The sequence below is a fragment of the Microvirga thermotolerans genome, from assembly GCF_009363855.1.
In the GTDB taxonomy this organism is placed as follows: domain Bacteria; phylum Pseudomonadota; class Alphaproteobacteria; order Rhizobiales; family Beijerinckiaceae; genus Microvirga; species Microvirga thermotolerans.
Genome location: NZ_CP045423.1, coordinates 3,354,367 through 3,371,528, shown reverse-complemented (window position 1 = coordinate 3,371,528; position 17,162 = coordinate 3,354,367). Strand labels below are relative to the sequence as shown.

The window sequence follows — 17,162 nt, the reverse complement described above, 5'->3', positions numbered from 1 at the left end:
CCCGACCGGCAGGAGATCCCGCCCGCGGGGCTGTCGGCCTCAGCGCTTCGACTTCGTCGACTTGCGCGAGCCGGAGGAGCGCTTCGCGCCGACGGCGCTCGACTTCTTCGTCGAGGACGTGCGGCTCGTGGCGGCAGCCGCGCGCGCCGGGGCCTTGCCGGAGCTGCGGGACTTCGACGCCTTGGACGCAGAGCTCTTCGAGGAGCCCTTGGCCGCCGTGCGGGACTTCGCCGCCGTGCGGGACTTCGCCGCCGTGCGGGCCGAGCTCTTCGAGCCGCCGCGGGCGGCGCTGGAGCGCGAGGTGCTCGAACGCGAGGTGCTCGAACGCGAGGCGCCCGAACGCGAGGCGGTGCTCTTGGACGCCGCCTTCTTGGCCGTGCTGCGAGCCGGGCTCTTCGCCGCCGACTTCGCAGTCGACTTCGCCGCCGACTTGGCGGGAGCCTTCTTCGCGGCGGTCTTCTTCGCGCCGGACTTCGCCGCGCTGCGGCTCGTCGTGGACTTGGACGCCGCCTTCTTGGCGGTGCTGCTGCGGGCCGAGGACTTCGCCGCCGACTTGGTGCCGGACTTCGACGCCGTCTTCGATCCGCTCTTCGAACCGCTCGTGCGGGACGAAGTCGCCGCCTTCTTCGCGGCGGACTTGCGGGCCGTCGAGGTGCCGCTCTTCTTGGCGCTCGACGTTCCGCTCTTCTTGCTGGAAGAGCTGCGGCGAGCGCTGCTCTTCTTCTTGGTGCTGGTCGCACCAGAGTCACCCGTGAACAGCATCGTCAGCGGGTTTGACTTCTCGTCTGTCGGCATAGCCGCCTCCTTCAAGGGCCTTCGCGTGCAACCGTCACGCTTCGAAGGCAACGTCGTTATACCAAGGGGGTTCCGATTAACGGAAAGTGTAGAAAGTAAATCGGGCACATTTTCTGTGGATACTTTTCTCCCGACCATGCTTTGGGACTTGCACGCAGAGGGCGCGACGCATCCCGAACGACTGCTCCCGCACGGGCGCCGGCCTGCATCCGCAGCCGTCTCCGGCGCTTTGCGGCATGCGAAAAAACCTGTTTAAGTACAGTCGCTTAACGGATTGTCGAATGACGTCGATCTGCGGCATTCGCGCAGCAAGACTCTCCGTATGTACAGGGGCAGCATTCGTCAGCAACGTGCCTTGCACCGTGCGCGGAAACGGCGATGAAGGCGCGCGAAAATTTTTTCGCGAAGAGCGCCCCTCGCGTGTCACCGATAGCCAATTCCGCGGGATGAATCGCTCCCGCTGCGCAATCCGATTCATCGCGCGCGAGAGGTGGCGACGAGCCGTGTCCCGGGTCGTGGAGACGTTCAAGCGTCGCCAGCGGCGGGACGGTCGGGCCGCGGACCGGCGAGCGTGGCCTGCGCTTTGCGTCGCAGTCCAGGTGTGCGAATGAGCCTTCACGAGGGGCGGATCGGGCGCTAATCCAGAGTCGTCCGCCCTCCGATTTCCGCCGGTCCGTTCCGCAGTGTCCCACCGCAGCCTCCTCGCCGTCGTCGTCTGGATGACCGGCGCTCTCCTCTCCTTCTCCGCGACGGCGGTCGCGGTCCGCGCCCTTGCGCGGACCTTCTCCGTGTTCGAGATGCTCGCCATCCGCAACGGCACGGCAGTGGCGTTCCTCCTGCTCCTCGCGGCGCTGCGGCCCTCCGTGCGCGCCGGACTCGTCTCCCGGCGCATCGGCCTGCACCTCCTCCGGAACGCGATCCATTTCGCCGGCACCGCGGCATGGGCCTACAGCCTGACGATCCTGCCGCTGGCGACGGTCTTCGCCCTCGAGTTCACCACGCCGGTCTGGGTTGCGATCCTGGCGGTTCCTCTCCTCGGCGAGCGGCTGACGCAGGGACGCGCGGCCGCGGTGGCGCTCGGCTTCGTCGGCGTGCTCGTGATCCTGCGGCCCGGGGCCGAGACGGCGCAGCCGGCGAGCCTCATGGTTCTTGCGGTGGCTCTCGCCTTCGCGCTGGTCGCGGTGGTGACGAAGCGCCTGACGGCCACCGAGAGGACCTTCTCGATCGTCTTCTTCATGAACCTGATGCAGCTGCCGATGAACCTGATCGCGACGGACCGGGCCTTCTGGCGCCTGCTCGACGGAGCGCAGGCGTTGCCGCTCGTCGGCCTGTGCGCGGGCGGGCTGCTCTCCCATTACTGCCTCACCAACGCCTATCGGCACGGGGACGCGGGCATGGTGGTCCCCCTCGACTTCCTGCGCATTCCGCTGATCGCCTTCGTCGGCTGGAAGCTCTACGATGAGCCGCTCGATCCTTTCGTGTTCGTCGGGAGCGCTTTGATCATCGCCGGGATCCTCTATTCCCTCCGCCGGGAGGCGAGATCGTCATGAGCTGGTCGCCGCAGCAGGATGCCGCCCTCAAGGCCGTGGCCGAGTGGCTGCGGCGCGGGGACCGCCCGGTCTTCCGTCTGTTCGGCTATGCGGGCACGGGCAAGACCACGCTGGCGCGGCACATCGCGGAGGGCGTGGACGGCGAGGTCGCGTTCGGCGCCTATACCGGCAAGGCGGCCCTGGTGCTCCGCTCCAAGGGGTGCCGCGACGCCTCGACGATCCATTCCCTGATCTACCGCTCCCGCGAGTCCGACGAGGGCGGTCCGCAGTTCGTGCTCAACCGCCAGAGCCAGGCGGCGAAGGCCGACCTCATCGTGATCGACGAATGCTCGATGGTCGACGAGGAGCTGGGACGCGACCTCCTGTCCTTCGGGCGGCCCGTTCTGGTGCTCGGCGATCCCGCGCAGCTGCCTCCCGTGAAAGGCGGCGGCTTCTTCACCGAGGCGGAGCCCGACGTGATGCTGACCGAGGTGCACCGCCAGGCGCAGGACAATCCCATCGTGCACATGTCCATGAGGGTCCGGGAGGGCGGGCGCCTGGAGCCGGGCGTCTACGGCGAGAGCCGCGTCATCCGCCGCCGCGAGATCGACGCCGCCCGCGTGATGGCCGCCGATCAGATCCTCGTGGGCCTCAACCGGACGCGTCGCCTCTACAATGCGCGACTGCGCGAGCTCCACGGCTTCCGCGATCCCATGCCCGCGGCGGGCGAGAAGCTCGTGTGCCTGCGCAACGACAAGACCAAGGGTCTCCTCAACGGCGGCACCTGGACGATCCAGGCCCTGCGGGGCATTCGCAACGACTTCATCCGCATGGACGTGCTTCCCGACGACGACGGTCGCCGCAGGGCCGTGGACGTCTCCGTCCACAAGGCCTTCTTCGAGGGGGCGGAGGAGGAGATTCCGTTCCCCCTGCGCCGCGAGTCCGACGAGTTCACCTACGGCTATGCGCTCACGGTCCACAAGGCGCAGGGCTCCCAGTGGGACGACCTGGTCCTGTTCGACGAGTCCTACGCCTTCCGGGAGCACCGCAGCCGCTGGCTCTACACGGGCCTCACCCGCGCGGCGGAAAAGGCGACGGTGGTTCTGTGAGGGCAGGGGGAGGCTGCATTCTCCCCAGAATGCCGTTGATCTGCGCCGGGCTGCGCCCTATGCGTTAATGCGGCGGCTCAAAGGGGATCGTCCCCGTCGGCGGAGTGGCAGTGCGGAAGGACGTCCCGGATCACATGGTGCTTGACGAGGACACGGCGGCGCGGATCGGCGCGCTCGAGCGCCAGGTCGCGGAGCTGAGGGAGGCGGTCGCCGCGCGCGACGCCTTTCTTGCGATGGCCGCCCATGAGCTGCGCAATCCCATGACGCCGATCCTCGCGCATGTGCAGCGCCTGCGTCGGCTGATCGAGGCTGCCGGTCATTCCCGGAATGCGCCGTCCCGCGACGACCTCGCCGCAGGGCTCGCCCGCCTCGAGAGGCTGGTGGAGGGCTACGTGCGCCGCGCGACGACCCTGCTCGAGGTCTCGCGCATGACGACCGGCAAGCGGAGCCTTGTCCGCGAGCGCTTCGATCTCGCGGAGCTCCTGCGCGACGTGGCGGAGGCCGCGGCTCCGGCGGCCCAATATGCCGGGTCCCGCATCGCCCTCGACACGCCGGAGCGGTTCGAAATCCAGGGCGACCGCTTGGCAATGGAGCAGATTCTCGACAATCTGGTCTCCAACGCCGTCAAGTACGGCCTCGGACGGCCGATCGACCTGGCTCTGCACGCCGCTGCGGACGGGGCCGTCGTGACCGTAAGGGACAGGGGCATCGGCATCTCCGCCGCCGACCAGTCCCGGATCTTCGGCCAGTTCGAGCGCGCCGTGAGCCAGGGGGCGTCCGCAGGCGGGTTCGGCGTGGGACTGTGGGTGGTCGGCCAGCTGGTGGACGCGATGGGAGCGAGAATCGAGGTGACGAGCTCACCCGGCGAGGGAACGACCATGACGCTCCGCCTGCCGCAGAACGAAACGGACATCACATGAGCAACGACGAGAGGAGCGACCGGTGAGCGACAGGCGCATCGCAAAGCTCTCGACCGGCATCAAGGGCCTGGACACGATCCTGGAAGGCGGAGTCCTGCGCGGCGGGATCTACATCGTCCAGGGCACGCCGGGGGCCGGCAAGACGATCCTGGGCAACCAGCTCTGCTTCAACCACGCCGCCAGGGGAGGGCGGGCGCTCTACGTGACCCTGCTCGCGGAAACGCACGGCCGCATGCTCGCCCATATCGGCCAGCTCGCCTTCTTCGACGAGGCGGCCATTCCGGACGGCGTGTCCTATCTCAGCGCCTTCCGCATCCTCGAAACCGAGGGCCTGAAGGGGCTGACGGAGGCGCTGCGGCGGGAGATCCGCGCACGGCAGGTCGACCTCCTGGTCCTGGACGGTCTCGTCTCCGCCGAGGAAACCGCCGGCACGCCTCGGGAGTTCAAGAAGTTCATTCACGAACTCCAGATCCAGGCCGACCTTGCCGACTGCACCATGGTCCTGCTGACCAGCGCCGCCGCCGATCAGGGTTTCGCGTCAGCGGAGCATACCATGGTCGACGGTCTCATCGAGTTGCGGATCCGTATGCAGGAACGCCGCTCCGAGCGCGAACTGCTCGTCCACAAGATGCGGGGCGGCGGGTTCATCCGGGGCGTGCACTCGTTCCAGGTGTCGGAGGCCGGTATCACGGTCCAGCCGCGCATCGAGGCCCTCCTCGCCAGTCCCAGCCAGCAGATCGCCGCGGACGGCCCGAAGCTGTCCACGGGCATTCCCGTGCTCGACGAACTCCTCGGCGGCGGCCTGCACAGGCATTCCGCGACCCTGGTCATGGGCTCCGCCGGCTGCGGCAAGAGCACGGTCGGGCAGCACTTCCTCGGGGCCGCGCGCGAACCGGGCCTGTATCTGAGCTTCGACGAGGATCCGGAAGCGATCCGCTTCAAGGCCCGGAACCTCCGGCTTCCGGTGGCCGACCTCTACGAGAGGGGCGAGGTGGAGATTCTCTGGCAGCCCTCGACGGAGGGCAACTTCGACGAGATCTGCCTCCGGCTGCTGGAGCGGGTGCGCGAGCGCGACGTGAGGCGGGTCTTCATCGATGGCGTCAACGATTTCGTTCAGATGACCGGCGAGCAGGGCCGCATCGGGGCGGCCCTCACGGCGCTGGCGAACGAGTTCCGGGCCCTCGGGGTGACGCTGCTCGGAACCTTCGAGCTCGACTTCAACGGCATCGTGCCCGGACAGCCCCTGTCGAGCCTCCCGATCCTCGGCCTGTCTCCCATTGCCGAGAACATCGTCGTGATGCGCTTCGCGGCGCTCGGCGCCGACATTCACCGGCTCATCGTGGTCCTCAAGGCGCGCGACAACGCCCTGCGCCCGCAGTTCCGCCGCTACGACATCGGCGGGCGGGGGATCGAGATCGAAGCCGATGCCGTTCAGGCCGACCTCATCCTGAACGAGCTGATCCGGCAGACGGGCGCGGTTCCCGCGCCCTTCGCGTCGGCGCCCTTCGCTCCCGACAAGCCCTCGGGAGATGGCACGTGAAGACCATTCTCGTGGTGGACGACGAATGGGCGATCGCCGAGGTCCTCGAAGCGCTCCTGGCGGACGAGGGCTACCGCGTCATCGTCGCCAACAACGGCAAGCAGGGTCTCGAGCGCCTTCGCGAGTGGCGTCCCGACCTGATCATGCTCGATTTCATGATGCCGATCCTGGACGGACCGGCGACCTTCGCCGCGCTCAAGGCCGATCCCGCGACGGCCTCGATCCCGGTCATCCTCATGAGTTCCCTGCCGGAGGAGACCGTCGCGCAGCGCTGCGCCGGCTACCGCTCCTTCCTGCGCAAGCCCTTCCGGATCGCCGCCGTCCTCGCCGCGGTCGACGGGGCTCTCGGCCGGGATCCCTAGCCGGTCCGGACCCGCGCCGCATGGAACCTGTACGGTTCCCGGACTTTATGTCCGGGAAGCGACCATTTTCCGGAAGGACGACGCGATGCTGAAATGGGCCCTGATCTTCCTCGTCATCTCCCTCGTGGCGGGCGCCCTCGGCTTCACCGGCATCGCATCGGGCGCCAAGACCATCGCGAAGGTCCTCTTCGGCCTGTTCCTCGTCCTCTTCCTCATCCTCCTGCTCCTGGCCTGGAGCGCCGGGGAGATGATGTTCTAGGTTCGCCGGCCTTCGGACTCATGCGCTGCACGCATGAAGACCCTGCTCTGCAGGGGCATGCTTCCTGCCGCGACGCCCGCTAAGACGCCAAAAGGCAAACTCGTGCGTTTCGTGCCCGTTTCCCGCAACGTTTTTTCGTGCCGGGGCGGGCCTGCAACATGTTCCGAAAGGGTCCTCGATGAAGCGTCGCACTTTTCTCCAGGCCGCCACGGTGGGCGCGGCCGCCGGATCGGTCGCCATGCCGGCGATTGCCCAGTCTTCTCCCGAGATCCGCTGGCGGCTGACCTCGGGCTTCCCGAAGTCGCTCGACACCCTGTTCGGCGGCGGCGAGCTGCTGGCGAAGTACGTGTCGGAGGCGACGGACGGCAAGTTCCAGATCCAGCCCTTCGCACCGGGCGAGATCGTCGGCACGCCGCAGGCGGCCGACGCGGTCGGCAACGGCACCGTGGAGATGGCCCACACCTGCTCCTACTACTATGTCGGCAAGGACCCGACCTTCGCCATCGGCACGAACCTGCCCTTCGGCCTCAACTCGCGCCAGACCAACGCCTGGCTCTACCACGGCGACGGCAACGGGCTGCTGAACGAGTTCTACGCCAGGTACAACCTCTTCGCTCTGCCGGCCGGCAACACGGGCGCCCAGATGGGCGGCTGGTTCCGCAAGGAGATCAAGACGGTCCAGGACCTGAGCGGCCTCAAGATGCGCATCGCCGGCCTCGCCGGGCAGATCATGGCGAAGCTCGGGGTCGTGCCGCAGCAGATCGCGGGCGGGGATCTCTATCCGTCGCTCGAGCGCGGCACCATCGACGCTGCCGAGTGGGTGGCGCCTTACGACGACGAGAAGCTCGGCCTGAACAAGGTCGCGCCCTACTATTACTATCCCGGCTTCTGGGAGGGCGGCCCGGCCATCCACTTCTTCATCAACCTCGAGAAGTGGAACTCCCTGCCGAAGTCCTATCAGGCCGCCCTGCAGGCCGCGGCGGGCTATGCCAACGTGGACACGCAGGCCAAGTACGACGCCCGCAATCCGGCCGCCCTGCGCCGCCTGATCGGGGCGGGCGCGCAGCTGCGCCCCTTCCCGCAGGAGATCATGGAATCCGCCTACAAGGCCGCCCATGAGATCTACGACGAGCTCAGCGCCTCGAACCCGGCCTTCAAGAAGCTCTACGACAGCTACAAGGCCTTCCGCGGCGAGGAATATCTCTGGTTCCAGGTGGCGGAATACGCCTACGACAACTTCATGATCCGCGCCCGCTCGCGGGGATGAGATTCGCAGGGGCGGGACATGGCGGCGGGCGCCTGCGCCCGCCGCTCCTGCGCTATTGGCCCGCGTCCTCGACGGCCATGTCACGGCCGGCGAGCCTGCCGGCGAAATAGGCCACGGTCTGCGAATAGACCTGCGACTTGTTCCATTCCTTCAGCACCGCGAAGTTGGGTGCGCCGGGCGACCAGTCCGCGCCGCGCACCCAGCCATGGCCCTTGAGGTAGTTGGCGGTCGAGGCCAGCACGTCGGCCGGGCTGTGGAGCAGGTCCGCCCGGCCGTCGCCGTCGAAGTCGACGGCGTACTTCACGTAGGACGAGGGCATGAACTGGGTCTGTCCCAGTTCGCCCGCCCAGGCGCCGCGCATCTCGCCTGGCCGCAGGTCGCCCCGGTCCACGATCCGCAGGGCGTCGAAGAGCTGGGCCTGGAACATGTCCGTCCGGCGGCAGTCATAGGCGAGGGTCGCCACGGAGCGGATGGTGGCCATGTTGCCCTTCACCGCGCCGAAATCGCTCTCCAGCCCCCAGATCGCCACCAGCACCGGACCCGGCACGCCGAACTGCTGCTCGATGCGCGCGAGCGTGCCCGCATGCTTGCGCAGCAGCGCGGCGCCCGTCTTCAGGCGGTAGGGCGAAACCATGCGCCCGGCGAACTGCTCGAAGCTCTGCTTGAAGACGCCCTGCCCGCGATCCTTGCGGATCACGCCGGGATCGAACGTGACTCCCGCGAGGCCCGCCTCCACCGCCTCCGCCGATATTCCCTGCCGGATCGCCTCCTGGCGGATGTCGCCGAGCCACTTCTCGAAGCCGGCGGGGTCGCGGCAGGTGGCCGCGGAAACGTGCCCTGCCGCCAGAAGCCCTGCGACGAGGATCGATAGGCGCAACGTGGCCGACATCGCATTTCTCCAAATTTTGCCAAGTTTGCTTTGCCAAGGTTCCAGCGACGTAGGGCCTGATCGGGACAACTCAAGAGGACGGTTGCGCAACCGGACGCTCCCTCGGGCGTTTCCGTCATGACGGTTCCGTCACGTTTTCGTTCGGAGATTGCCATGCCGCTGCGGTTGCCACCGGCCCGGTTTCAGGCGACGGCCCTGGCCGCCGTGTTCCTCTGCGCGGCGGTACTGCCGGGAGAGGCGTCCCTGCGGCTCCAGGGCGATTCGGGCCCGGCCGTCTCCGCGCGGTTCGACCCCCTGGCGGACCGCACCCGCATCGCGCACCGCATCGGGAATCTCTGCGTGACGTTCGCCCTGCCGCGCGTCTGGCGCGTGACGGTGCAGGACGACGGGCATGCGCTTCTCAGCGCGCCGGACGGCACCGCCCTGGAGGCGGTCCTGCGCCCGGCGCGCGACGTGGAGGACATGCCGCAGCCGGATCTCGCGAGCCGCGATGCGGCGCTGCTGCAGCGGGATCACGAGAGCCTCTTCGGCCGCCCTGCCCAGTCGGCGACTCTGGTTCCCATGCCGTCCGGCGCCAAGCGCTGGACGGCCACGTGGACGGACGCCAACCTCCCTGGCGCTTCCCGCGAGGTGACCCTGGATACCGTCATCGTTCCTCTCTCCGAGGAATGGCTCCTCGAACTGTCCCTCGCCAGGGCCGATGCGCCGGCCGTCTATGGAGCATTGGCAGCGGAGGCTCTCGCGGGCCTGCGGCGCGAGCCGGCGAGCGCGTGCCGCGCGGCGGCGCGCTGAGCGCGGCGTTTGCCGGAAGCCGTCGCCGATCTATCTTGGGCGATGCTTCGATCCTCCGTCATCCATCCGGACACCGCCATGGACGTCATCATCTATCACAATCCCGATTGCGGCACCTCGCGCAACACGCTCGGGCTCATCCGCAACGCGGGCATCGAGCCGCACATCATCCAGTACCTGAAGTCCCCGCCGACCCGTCTGCTCCTGCGGCAGCTCGTCCACCGGATGGGGATTCCCGTCCGCGATCTGGTCCGCAGGAAGGGCACGCCGTTCCAGGAGCTCGGCCTCGACCGCCCGGGCGTCACCGACGACGATCTCCTCGACGCGATGACGGCCCATCCCATCCTCATCGAGCGGCCGATCGTGGTGACGCCCCTCGGCGTCCGCCTGTGCCGGCCTTCGGAGGCCGTGCTCGACATCCTGCCCGCGCCGCAGCAGGGCGAGTTCAGGAAAGAGAGCGGCGAGATCGTGATCGACGCCGCGGGGCGGCGCGCCTCGACGGCGTGAGCGCATCCGGCGCGCGTCATGGGTGGGACACCAGCTCCGTTCCCACGGGCACGGCGGGCTCCGGCGTGAAGGATTCCTTCTGCGCTTCCGGCGGCGCGGCGCGCCGGCGGATGCGGTAGACGCCCCATGCCGCGATGAGGACCTGGGCGACGATGGTCGTGTAGGCGAGGCCGCGCGGACCGAACTGCGACATGGCCATGCCCGCGAGAACGGGGCCCGCCGTCGAACCCGTCCCGAGCACGATCAGCAGCCCTCCGGAGGCGGCCACGAACTCGCCCGGCCTCACCATGTCGTTCACGTGGGCGGTGACGATGCTGTAGGTGGGAATGACGCTGCCGCCGAAGATCGCGACGCAGATGTAGAGCACCCAGGCCGGAGGCCTGTCGGGCACGAAGGTGAGGAGGGCGAGCAGGATCGCCGCCGCGGCGCCCGCCGCCGCGATGATCACGAGGCGCCGGTCCATCCGGTCGGAGAGCCAGCCCAGCGGCCATGTCATGGCGAAGCCGCCCAGCGTTCCGCAGGCCATGAAGACCGCGATGCCGCCCGTGTCGAGCCCCGCCTCCCGCGCGAACAGGGGACCGAGGGCGAAGAAGGACGCGCTCGTGACTCCGCAGAGGAAGGCCGCCACCAGGCCGAAGGGCGACTGGCGGTAGAGGCGGCGCAGGTCGATTCCGGTCTCGCCCGCCGCAAGGGCGGGAGCCGACGCGCGGGACAGGGCGGTGGGCACGAGCGCCAGGGAGACGATCATCGACACGACGCAGAAGAGGCGGAAGCCCGCCGGATCGCCTGCGGGCAGGAGAAGCTGCCCGCCGATTCCCGCGACGAGGCCGGTCATGCCGTAGAGGCTGAGGATCTGGCCGCGCGTCCTTCCGCTCGCGGAGCCGTTGAGCCAGCTCTCCACCACCATGAAGAGCCCGGCGAAGCAGAAGCCGGTCAGGGCCCGTGCGGCGATCCACACCACCGGATGGACGACGAGGAGGTGAAGCAGCGCCGTGAAGGAGGCGACCGCGGCAAGCGCCGCGAAGGTGCGGGTGTGTCCCACCAGCGCGATCACGCGTCCCGCCCAAAGCGAGCCGAACACGATGCCCGCCCAGAAGGCGGCGCCCACCGCGCCGATGGCCGTGGGCGAGAATCCCTCGAGGCTTCCGCGGATGCTCAGGAGCGTCCCCTGCAGGGTGTTGCCCATCTGCATGAGGCCGTAGCCGAGGAGCAGCGCGAGCAGGGTGGGGAGGACGCTGCGCAGGGAAGCGGACATGGAACGTCCTTCGGAAGGAATGGAAGTCACTGTCATGGCAGTTCGCGTCGGGTGCGGATTTCCGATGGTCGATCCCTCCGGCCGGGTTCGAGACGCGGGAGGGCGGTCCCGCCTTGCGGGACCGGCGGAGTGCGAGCGCGCGGTTCCAGGGGTGAACTCGTCCCCGCAGGGTCGGTTCCGCGCGCCGTGCCGTGCGTGAAAAGGGCAAATGCGGATAGGCGATACGGCGCAAAAGAGGGAGGCGGATGCCGCCGCTCCAGCCATGATGTCGCCACAGTCCAGCCCGCTAATCCGCGCCCTCGTCCTGACGGCCGAGTTTATCGTCTGCGTATGTTGTGAGCGTATCAGTGCGCCCGGCCTTATGCCGAAGGAGGTGGCTGATGGACGCAGAAGTCGACAGGAGCGCCGCAGCGCAATCCCACGCCGTTCGCCGGCACGTCCGGCAGGTGCTGCTCAACCTCGTCTTGCACCGACGGCAAGACCCCGATCTCGCGCGCAGGCTCGCCGGGCTTCGGCGCATCGCGCAATGCTTCAGGACCTCGGCGTTCTTCGAGCCCGACGGCGCCACGCTTCTCGAAGCGCTGCCGATGTCCGTCTATGCGACCGACGCGGAGGGCTTCATCGTCTTCTATAACGAGGCAGCGGTGTCGCTTTGGGGGAGGAGACCCGCTCTCGGGCGGGACCGGTGGAGCGGGGCATGGCGCCTGTTCCGGCCGGACGGTTCGCCGCTCCCGCACGGGCAGAGCCCGATGGCGGTGGCGCTGCGCGAGAACCGCGAGATCCGCAACGTCGAGGTCGTGATGGAGCGGCCGGACGGCACGCGGGTGCGCGTCCTGCCCTTCACGACCCCGCTGCGGAACGCCGCCGACGCGCTCGTCGGCGCCGTGAGCGTGCTCGTCGACCTGCGGGCCCTCGCGGTCCCGGGCCGGCCGGGCGGGAAGGCGCAGGAGCGGGCGGAGCCGCGGGGGCTCAGGCGCTCCCCACCGTAGGTACGTATCCCGATCGAGGTGTTCGATGCGTTGCTATTTCAATCTGTCGAATGGTGAGAGCTATTTTACCGACCTGGACGGGGTCGAGGTCGCAAGCCTCGACCAGGCCCACGGGGAGGCCGTCAACGCGATCCGCGAAACCTTCCTCGACCGCAATGCCGCCGATTTCGATCTGGAGGGCTGGGCTCTCGACGTGGTCGATCCGGCAGGCCGCGTCCTCCTGTCCATGTCCCTCGAGGACGTGATGGAGGCGCCCCGCATCGACGGCCTCGACAATCCCTTCGACCTTCTGCAGTAGCGGAAAGGCCGCTCCGGACGGGGAAACGGGGCGCCCGCGGCGGTCCGTCAGCTGTCCATCTTGAGGGCGGCGATGAAGGCTTCCTGCGGGATCTCCACCTTGCCGAACTGGCGCATCCGCTTCTTGCCCTCCTTCTGCTTGTCGAGGAGCTTGCGCTTGCGCGAGGCGTCGCCGCCGTAGCACTTCGCGGTCACGTCCTTGCGCAGGGCGCGGATGGTCTCGCGGGCGATGATCTTGCCGCCGATGGCCGCCTGGATCGGGATCTGGAACAGGTGCTGGGGGATGAGGTCCTTCAGCTTCTCGCACATGGCGCGGCCGCGGCTCTCCGCCCGGGTGCGGTGCACGAGCATGGAGAGCGCGTCCACCGGCTCGCCGTTGACGAGGATCGACATCTTCACCAGGTCGCCCTCGCGGTAGTCGGAGATGTGATAGTCGAAGGAGGCGTAGCCCTTCGAGATCGACTTGAGCCGGTCGTAGAAGTCGAACACCACCTCGTTGAGGGGCAGGTCGTAGACCACCATGGCCCGCTTGCCGACATAGTTCAGGTCGATCTGGATGCCGCGCCGGTCCTGGCAGAGCTTGAGCACGGAGCCGAGATAGTCGTCCGGCGTCAGGATCGTGGCGCGGATCCACGGCTCCTCGATGGCGTCGATCTTCATCACGTCCGGCATGTCGGCCGGGTTGTGCAGCTCCTTCACCGAGCCGTCGGTCATGCGCAGCCGGTAGACCACGCTCGGCGCGGTGGAGATGAGGTCGAGGTTGAACTCGCGCTCCAGGCGCTCCTGGATGATCTCGAGGTGCAGGAGCCCGAGGAAGCCGCAGCGGAAGCCGAAGCCCAGCGCCGCCGAGGTCTCCATCTCGTAGGAGAAGCTGGCGTCGTTCAGGCGCAGCTTGCCCATGGCGGCGCGCAGGTTCTCGAACTCCGCCGCGTCCACCGGGAACAGGCCGCAGAACACCACGGGCTGCACCGGCTTGAAGCCGGGCAGGGGCTCGGCGGTCGGCCGGCGGTCCTCGGTGATGGTGTCGCCGACGCGGGTGTCCGCCACCTCCTTGATGGAGGCGGTGAGGAAGCCGACCTCGCCGGGGCCGAGCTGGGCCACGTCCTGCATCTTGGGGCGGAACACGCCGATCCTGTCGACGCCATAGGTGGCGCCGGTGCCCATCATCCGGATCGTCATGCCCTTCTTCAGCACGCCGTCGACGATGCGCACGAGCACGACGACGCCGAGATAGGCGTCGTACCAGGAATCGACGAGCAGGGCCTTGAGGGGCGCTTCCTCGTCGCCCCTGGGCGGCGGCAGCTTGGTGACGATCGCCTCCAGCACGCCCTCGATGTTGAGCCCGGTCTTGGCCGAGATCGGCACCGCGTCGGACGCGTCGATGCCGATCACCTCCTCGATCTGCTCCTTGATCCTGTCCGGATCGGCGGCGGGCAGGTCGATCTTGTTGAGGACCGGGACGATCTCGTGGTTGGCGTCGATGGCCTGGTAGACGTTGGCGAGCGTCTGCGCCTCCACGCCCTGGCTGGCGTCCACGACGAGGAGGGAGCCCTCGCAGGCGGCGAGGGACCGGGAGACCTCGTAGGCGAAGTCCACGTGGCCGGGCGTGTCCATCAGGTTGAGGATGTAGGTCTTGCCGTCCTGCGCCTTGTATTCCAGGCGCACGGTCTGGGCCTTGATGGTGATGCCGCGCTCCCGCTCGATGTCCATGTTGTCGAGCACCTGCTCCGTCATTTCCCGTGCGGAAAGGGCGCCCGTGGTCTGGATCAGACGGTCGGCGAGCGTCGACTTCCCGTGGTCGATGTGGGCCACGATGGAGAAGTTGCGGATGTGATCGAAGGTGCGTGCGGTCATCTAAGGTTGCGAAAGCGCCAGTCTGGTTCGGCAGGGCCTTAGCAGCCCCGCCCCTCAAAGCCAAGGGAAGTCGGTGTCGCGCGGCGGGCCGGAGAGGGGCGGAACGCCGATATTTGGGCGGGAATGCCCAAAAATGAGGCGCCGCCCCCGACCCAGCGCCGGGCCGGGGGCGGACGGGAATGGTAGAAGGAGACGGTCCAGGGCCGGGCGCCTTGCCCCGGCCCGACCGGGAGCCGCGATCCATGACGACGACAGTCAGGCCCGCCGGGGAGGCCGATCTTCCGGCCATCCTCGCCCTTCACAACCACCACATCCTCAACACCCTGTCGATCTGGCGGCTCCAGCCGGCGGATCTCGCCGAGCGCAAGGCCTGGTTCGAAGGGCGCCTGGCGATGGGGTTTCCCGTCCTGGTGGCCGACGAGGGCGGCGAGGCGGTGGGATATGCGTCCTACGGGCCGTTCCGGACGGGGGAGGGTTACGACCGCACCGTCGAGAACTCGATCTATGTGCGGCAGGACCGGCAGGGGCGCGGGATCGCCCGCGCCCTCATGCGGGCCCTGATCGCGGAAGCGAAGGCCCAGGGCCGGCACGTGATGGTCGCCGGCATCGGCCTGCCCAACGAGGCGTCCGTGCGCCTGCATGCCGGCCTCGGCTTCGTGGAGGCCGGGCGCCTGAGGGAGGTCGGCTGGAAGTTCGGCCGCCCCCTCGACCTCCTGCTGATGCAGCTGATGCTGTGAGCGCCGCCGGGCCTGCGCCGCGCGGAGCGGCGGCCTCCTCAGCGGCCCTTCTCCAGGATCCGGGAGATGACCCGCGCCGTGTAGTCCACCATCGGCACGATGCGCGCGTAGTTGAGCCGAGTCGGGCCGATGACGCCGAGCACGCCGACGATCTTCTGGCTTCCGTCCCGGAACGGGGCCGCGATCATCGACGAGCCGGAGAGAGAGAAGAGCTTGTTCTCCGAACCGATGAAGATGCGCACGCCCTCGCCGTTCTCGGCCCGGGTGAGCAGGTCGATCACGTCGGTCTGGGTTTCCAGGTCCTCGAACAGCAGGCGGATGCGCTCGAGGTCCTCGGCGGCCTTCAGGTCCTCCAGCAGGTTGGCCTGCCCGCGCACGATGAGCTGGCGGGTGTCCGCCGCGCCGACGGTGGTGGCGAGCCCCGCCTCGACCAGCCGGGCGGTGAGCGCGTCGAGCTCGCGCTCCATGTCGCTGCGGCGGGCGGCGATCTCCTGCTTGAGGTCGGCGAGGGTCTTGCCGCGGATGCGGGCGTTCAGGAAGTTGCCCGCCTCCGTGAGGGCGCTGGCGGGCAGGCCCGCGGGCAGGTCGAGCAGGCGGTTCTCGACCGAGCCGTCCTCGCCCACCAGCACGACGAGGGCGCGGGCCGGGTCGAGCCGCACGAACTCGATGTGCCTGAGGCGCGCGTTCGACTTGGACGTGACGACCACGCCCGCGCCGCGCGACATGCCCGAGAGGAGCGCCGAGGCCTCGGCGAGCGCCGTCTCCAGCGTGTGGCCGGAGGCGGCCGCCTTCATCTGCGCCTCGATGCGGGCGCGCTCCTCCAGGCCCACGTCGCCGATCTCCAGCATGGCGTCGACGAAGAAGCGCAGGCCCATCTCGGTCGGCAGGCGGCCGGCGCTGGTATGGGGCGCGAAGATCAGGCCCGCCGCCTCCAGGTCCGCCATCACGTTGCGGATCGAGGCGGGGGAGAGCGTCATCGGCAGGAGGCGCGACAGGTTGCGCGAGCCGACCGGCTCGCCCGTGGCGAGATAGCTCTCGACGATCTGTCGGAAGATCTCCCGCGAGCGGTCGTTCAGTTCGGCCATGGCGCGGATCTCGCCGAACGGTGCGGATGGGCTCTGCCGGTTCATCGAAGGGGCGCTCAAACCTCGGTTCGTCCGTGCTGTAACCTCATTATGTGAAGAGTGCCGGGGCCAAACGCAAGGCTTGTCGCAAGGACTGCCGAAGATGACGGGCGCCGCTCTCCTTGCCGTCGTGCGCGAGGACCGATAAGACCACCGGAGCTTCACAGTCCCATGGAGACCGACCAGCGATGCGCCCTTCCCAACGTGCCCCCGACGAACTGCGCCCCGTCAGCCTGGAGCGTGGCGTCGCGCGCTATGCGGAAGGCTCCTGCCTCGTCTCCTTCGGCAACACCAAGGTGCTGTGCACCGCCTCCCTCGAGGAGAAGGGCCCGCCGTGGCTGCGCGGCTCCGGCAAGGGCTGGATCACCGCCGAATACGCCATGCTGCCCCGCGCCACCCACGAGCGCACGCGCCGGGAGGTCACCGCCGGCAGGCCGTCCGGCCGCACGCAGGAGATCCAGCGCCTCATCGGCCGCTCCCTGCGCGCCGTGGTGAACCTTCCCGCCATCGGCGAGCGGCAGATCGTGATCGACTGCGACGTGATCCAGGCGGACGGCGGCACCCGCACCGCCTCCATCACCGGCGCCTGGGTCGCCCTGCACGACTGCTTCACCTGGATGCAGAGCCGCTCGATCATCTCGATCAACCCGCTCCGCGAGCCGGTGGCGGCCATCTCCTGCGGCATCTACCAGGGCACGCCGGTGCTCGACCTCGATTACGCGGAGGACTCCGCGGCGGAAACCGACGCCAACTTCGTCATCACCGGGTCCGGCGGGCTCGTCGAGGTCCAGGGCACGGCGGAGGGAAAGCCGTTCTCGGAGGAGGAGTTCTTCAGCCTCCTGCGCCTCGCCAAGGCCGGGGTCGCGCAGCTCGTCGAGCTGCAGAGGAAGGCCGTGGCCTGACGCGGCCTCGTCCCGCATCGCCCGAATGGAGGTCC

At 68.7% G+C, this 17,162-nt stretch carries 18 protein-coding genes; 14 read left to right on the top strand and 4 right to left on the bottom strand.

The annotated features are described in order from the left end of the window. Nucleotides 1-61: 61 nt before the first annotated feature. The 8 genes from GDR74_RS16065 (at nt 62) to GDR74_RS16030 (ending at nt 7,781) form a co-directional block, all read left to right on the top strand. Nucleotides 62-1,051 carry a hypothetical protein gene (locus GDR74_RS16065; protein ID WP_152587240.1) on the top strand — a complete coding sequence of 330 codons (990 nt, stop codon included), beginning with the start codon at nt 62-64 and terminating at the stop codon, nt 1,049-1,051. A 427-nt stretch (nt 1,052-1,478) separates the two neighbouring features. Next, nucleotides 1,479-2,345, top strand: a complete 867-nt coding sequence (locus GDR74_RS16060) for a DMT family transporter (RefSeq protein WP_152587239.1) — start codon at nt 1,479-1,481, stop codon at nt 2,343-2,345. Then, entirely contained in the window at nt 2,342-3,433 is a 1,092-nt protein-coding gene (locus tag GDR74_RS16055; protein ID WP_152587238.1) for an ATP-dependent DNA helicase, read from the top strand. Before GDR74_RS16060 ends, GDR74_RS16055 begins: the two co-directional genes overlap by 4 nt. Before the next feature lie 134 nt (nt 3,434-3,567). Then, nucleotides 3,568-4,353 (top strand): sensor histidine kinase, encoded by a 786-nt coding sequence (locus tag GDR74_RS16050; protein WP_152587237.1) that lies wholly within the window; start codon nt 3,568-3,570, stop codon nt 4,351-4,353. Between the two features lie 22 nt (nt 4,354-4,375). Continuing rightward, nucleotides 4,376-5,893: an RAD55 family ATPase gene (locus tag GDR74_RS16045; protein ID WP_152587236.1), complete on the top strand. Its 1,518-nt coding sequence runs from the start codon at nt 4,376-4,378 to the stop codon at nt 5,891-5,893. Further along, nucleotides 5,890-6,255, top strand: coding sequence for a response regulator (locus GDR74_RS16040; RefSeq protein ID WP_152587235.1), 366 nt, complete (start codon nt 5,890-5,892; stop codon nt 6,253-6,255). The genes GDR74_RS16045 and GDR74_RS16040 overlap by 4 nt, the downstream gene beginning before the upstream one ends. An 85-nt stretch (nt 6,256-6,340) precedes the next feature. Next, nucleotides 6,341-6,514 carry a DUF1328 domain-containing protein gene (locus tag GDR74_RS16035; RefSeq protein WP_152587234.1) on the top strand — a complete coding sequence of 58 codons (174 nt, stop codon included), beginning with the start codon at nt 6,341-6,343 and terminating at the stop codon, nt 6,512-6,514. A gap of 178 nt (nt 6,515-6,692) precedes the next feature. Continuing rightward, nucleotides 6,693-7,781, top strand: coding sequence for a TRAP transporter substrate-binding protein (locus GDR74_RS16030; RefSeq protein ID WP_152587233.1), 1,089 nt, complete (start codon nt 6,693-6,695; stop codon nt 7,779-7,781). A 52-nt stretch (nt 7,782-7,833) separates the two neighbouring features. Here GDR74_RS16030 and GDR74_RS16025 read toward each other — a convergent pair whose 3' ends face one another. Beyond that, nucleotides 7,834-8,670 (bottom strand): lytic murein transglycosylase, encoded by an 837-nt coding sequence (locus tag GDR74_RS16025; RefSeq protein ID WP_152587232.1) that lies wholly within the window; start codon nt 8,668-8,670, stop codon nt 7,834-7,836. Between the two features lie 153 nt (nt 8,671-8,823). Between GDR74_RS16025 and GDR74_RS16020 the strand changes: the two genes are divergently transcribed. Both GDR74_RS16020 and arsC read left to right on the top strand, forming a co-directional pair. After that, nucleotides 8,824-9,462, top strand: a complete 639-nt coding sequence (locus GDR74_RS16020; protein ID WP_152587231.1) for a hypothetical protein — start codon at nt 8,824-8,826, stop codon at nt 9,460-9,462. A 78-nt stretch (nt 9,463-9,540) separates the two neighbouring features. Further along, nucleotides 9,541-9,969 carry an arsenate reductase (glutaredoxin) gene (gene arsC, locus GDR74_RS16015; protein ID WP_152587230.1) on the top strand — a complete coding sequence of 143 codons (429 nt, stop codon included), beginning with the start codon at nt 9,541-9,543 and terminating at the stop codon, nt 9,967-9,969. Between the two features lie 16 nt (nt 9,970-9,985). On the opposite strand, the gene GDR74_RS16010 is transcribed toward arsC, so the two are convergent. Then, nucleotides 9,986-11,224 carry an MFS transporter gene (locus GDR74_RS16010; RefSeq protein ID WP_152587229.1) on the bottom strand — a complete coding sequence of 413 codons (1,239 nt, stop codon included), beginning with the start codon at nt 11,222-11,224 and terminating at the stop codon, nt 9,986-9,988. Nucleotides 11,225-11,604: 380 nt separating this feature from the next. Between GDR74_RS16010 and GDR74_RS16005 the strand changes: the two genes are divergently transcribed. After that, on the top strand, nt 11,605-12,213 hold the full coding sequence (locus GDR74_RS16005; protein ID WP_152587228.1) for a PAS domain-containing protein: 609 nt from the start codon (nt 11,605-11,607) through the stop codon (nt 12,211-12,213). Between the two features lie 25 nt (nt 12,214-12,238). Continuing rightward, nucleotides 12,239-12,511, top strand: a complete 273-nt coding sequence (locus GDR74_RS16000; protein ID WP_152587227.1) for a DUF6894 family protein — start codon at nt 12,239-12,241, stop codon at nt 12,509-12,511. 47 nt (nt 12,512-12,558) lie between these two features. On the opposite strand, the gene lepA is transcribed toward GDR74_RS16000, so the two are convergent. After that, nucleotides 12,559-14,364 (bottom strand): translation elongation factor 4, encoded by a 1,806-nt coding sequence (lepA, locus tag GDR74_RS15995; protein WP_152587226.1) that lies wholly within the window; start codon nt 14,362-14,364, stop codon nt 12,559-12,561. 242 nt (nt 14,365-14,606) lie between these two features. Between lepA and GDR74_RS15990 the strand changes: the two genes are divergently transcribed. Then, complete coding sequence (locus tag GDR74_RS15990) at nt 14,607-15,101, top strand: GNAT family N-acetyltransferase (protein ID WP_152587225.1); 495 nt, start codon at nt 14,607-14,609, stop codon at nt 15,099-15,101. A gap of 38 nt (nt 15,102-15,139) precedes the next feature. On the opposite strand, the gene hrcA is transcribed toward GDR74_RS15990, so the two are convergent. Then, nucleotides 15,140-16,186 carry a heat-inducible transcriptional repressor HrcA gene (gene hrcA, locus GDR74_RS15985; RefSeq protein WP_246179675.1) on the bottom strand — a complete coding sequence of 349 codons (1,047 nt, stop codon included), beginning with the start codon at nt 16,184-16,186 and terminating at the stop codon, nt 15,140-15,142. Between the two features lie 227 nt (nt 16,187-16,413). Here hrcA and rph point away from each other — a divergent pair, with 227 nt between their 5' ends. Continuing rightward, on the top strand, nt 16,414-17,127 hold the full coding sequence (gene rph, locus GDR74_RS15980) for a ribonuclease PH (RefSeq protein WP_152587224.1): 714 nt from the start codon (nt 16,414-16,416) through the stop codon (nt 17,125-17,127). The last annotated feature ends 35 nt before the right edge of the window (nt 17,128-17,162 follow it).

Coding starts and splice junctions, on each gene's coding strand:
- lepA (WP_152587226.1), bottom strand. CDS start 14,364: ATGACCGCACGCACCTTCGATCACATCCGCAACTTCTCCATCGTGGCC.
- GDR74_RS16035 (WP_152587234.1), top strand. CDS start 6,341: ATGCTGAAATGGGCCCTGATCTTCCTCGTCATCTCCCTCGTGGCGGGC.
- GDR74_RS16000 (WP_152587227.1), top strand. CDS start 12,239: ATGCGTTGCTATTTCAATCTGTCGAATGGTGAGAGCTATTTTACCGAC.
- GDR74_RS16005 (WP_152587228.1), top strand. CDS start 11,605: ATGGACGCAGAAGTCGACAGGAGCGCCGCAGCGCAATCCCACGCCGTT.
- GDR74_RS16050 (WP_152587237.1), top strand. CDS start 3,568: ATGGTGCTTGACGAGGACACGGCGGCGCGGATCGGCGCGCTCGAGCGC.
- GDR74_RS15990 (WP_152587225.1), top strand. CDS start 14,607: ATGACGACGACAGTCAGGCCCGCCGGGGAGGCCGATCTTCCGGCCATC.
- hrcA (WP_246179675.1), bottom strand. CDS start 16,186: ATGGCCGAACTGAACGACCGCTCGCGGGAGATCTTCCGACAGATCGTC.
- arsC (WP_152587230.1), top strand. CDS start 9,541: ATGGACGTCATCATCTATCACAATCCCGATTGCGGCACCTCGCGCAAC.
- GDR74_RS16030 (WP_152587233.1), top strand. CDS start 6,693: ATGAAGCGTCGCACTTTTCTCCAGGCCGCCACGGTGGGCGCGGCCGCC.
- GDR74_RS16020 (WP_152587231.1), top strand. CDS start 8,824: ATGCCGCTGCGGTTGCCACCGGCCCGGTTTCAGGCGACGGCCCTGGCC.
- GDR74_RS16010 (WP_152587229.1), bottom strand. CDS start 11,224: ATGTCCGCTTCCCTGCGCAGCGTCCTCCCCACCCTGCTCGCGCTGCTC.
- GDR74_RS16025 (WP_152587232.1), bottom strand. CDS start 8,670: ATGTCGGCCACGTTGCGCCTATCGATCCTCGTCGCAGGGCTTCTGGCG.
- GDR74_RS16055 (WP_152587238.1), top strand. CDS start 2,342: ATGAGCTGGTCGCCGCAGCAGGATGCCGCCCTCAAGGCCGTGGCCGAG.
- rph (WP_152587224.1), top strand. CDS start 16,414: ATGCGCCCTTCCCAACGTGCCCCCGACGAACTGCGCCCCGTCAGCCTG.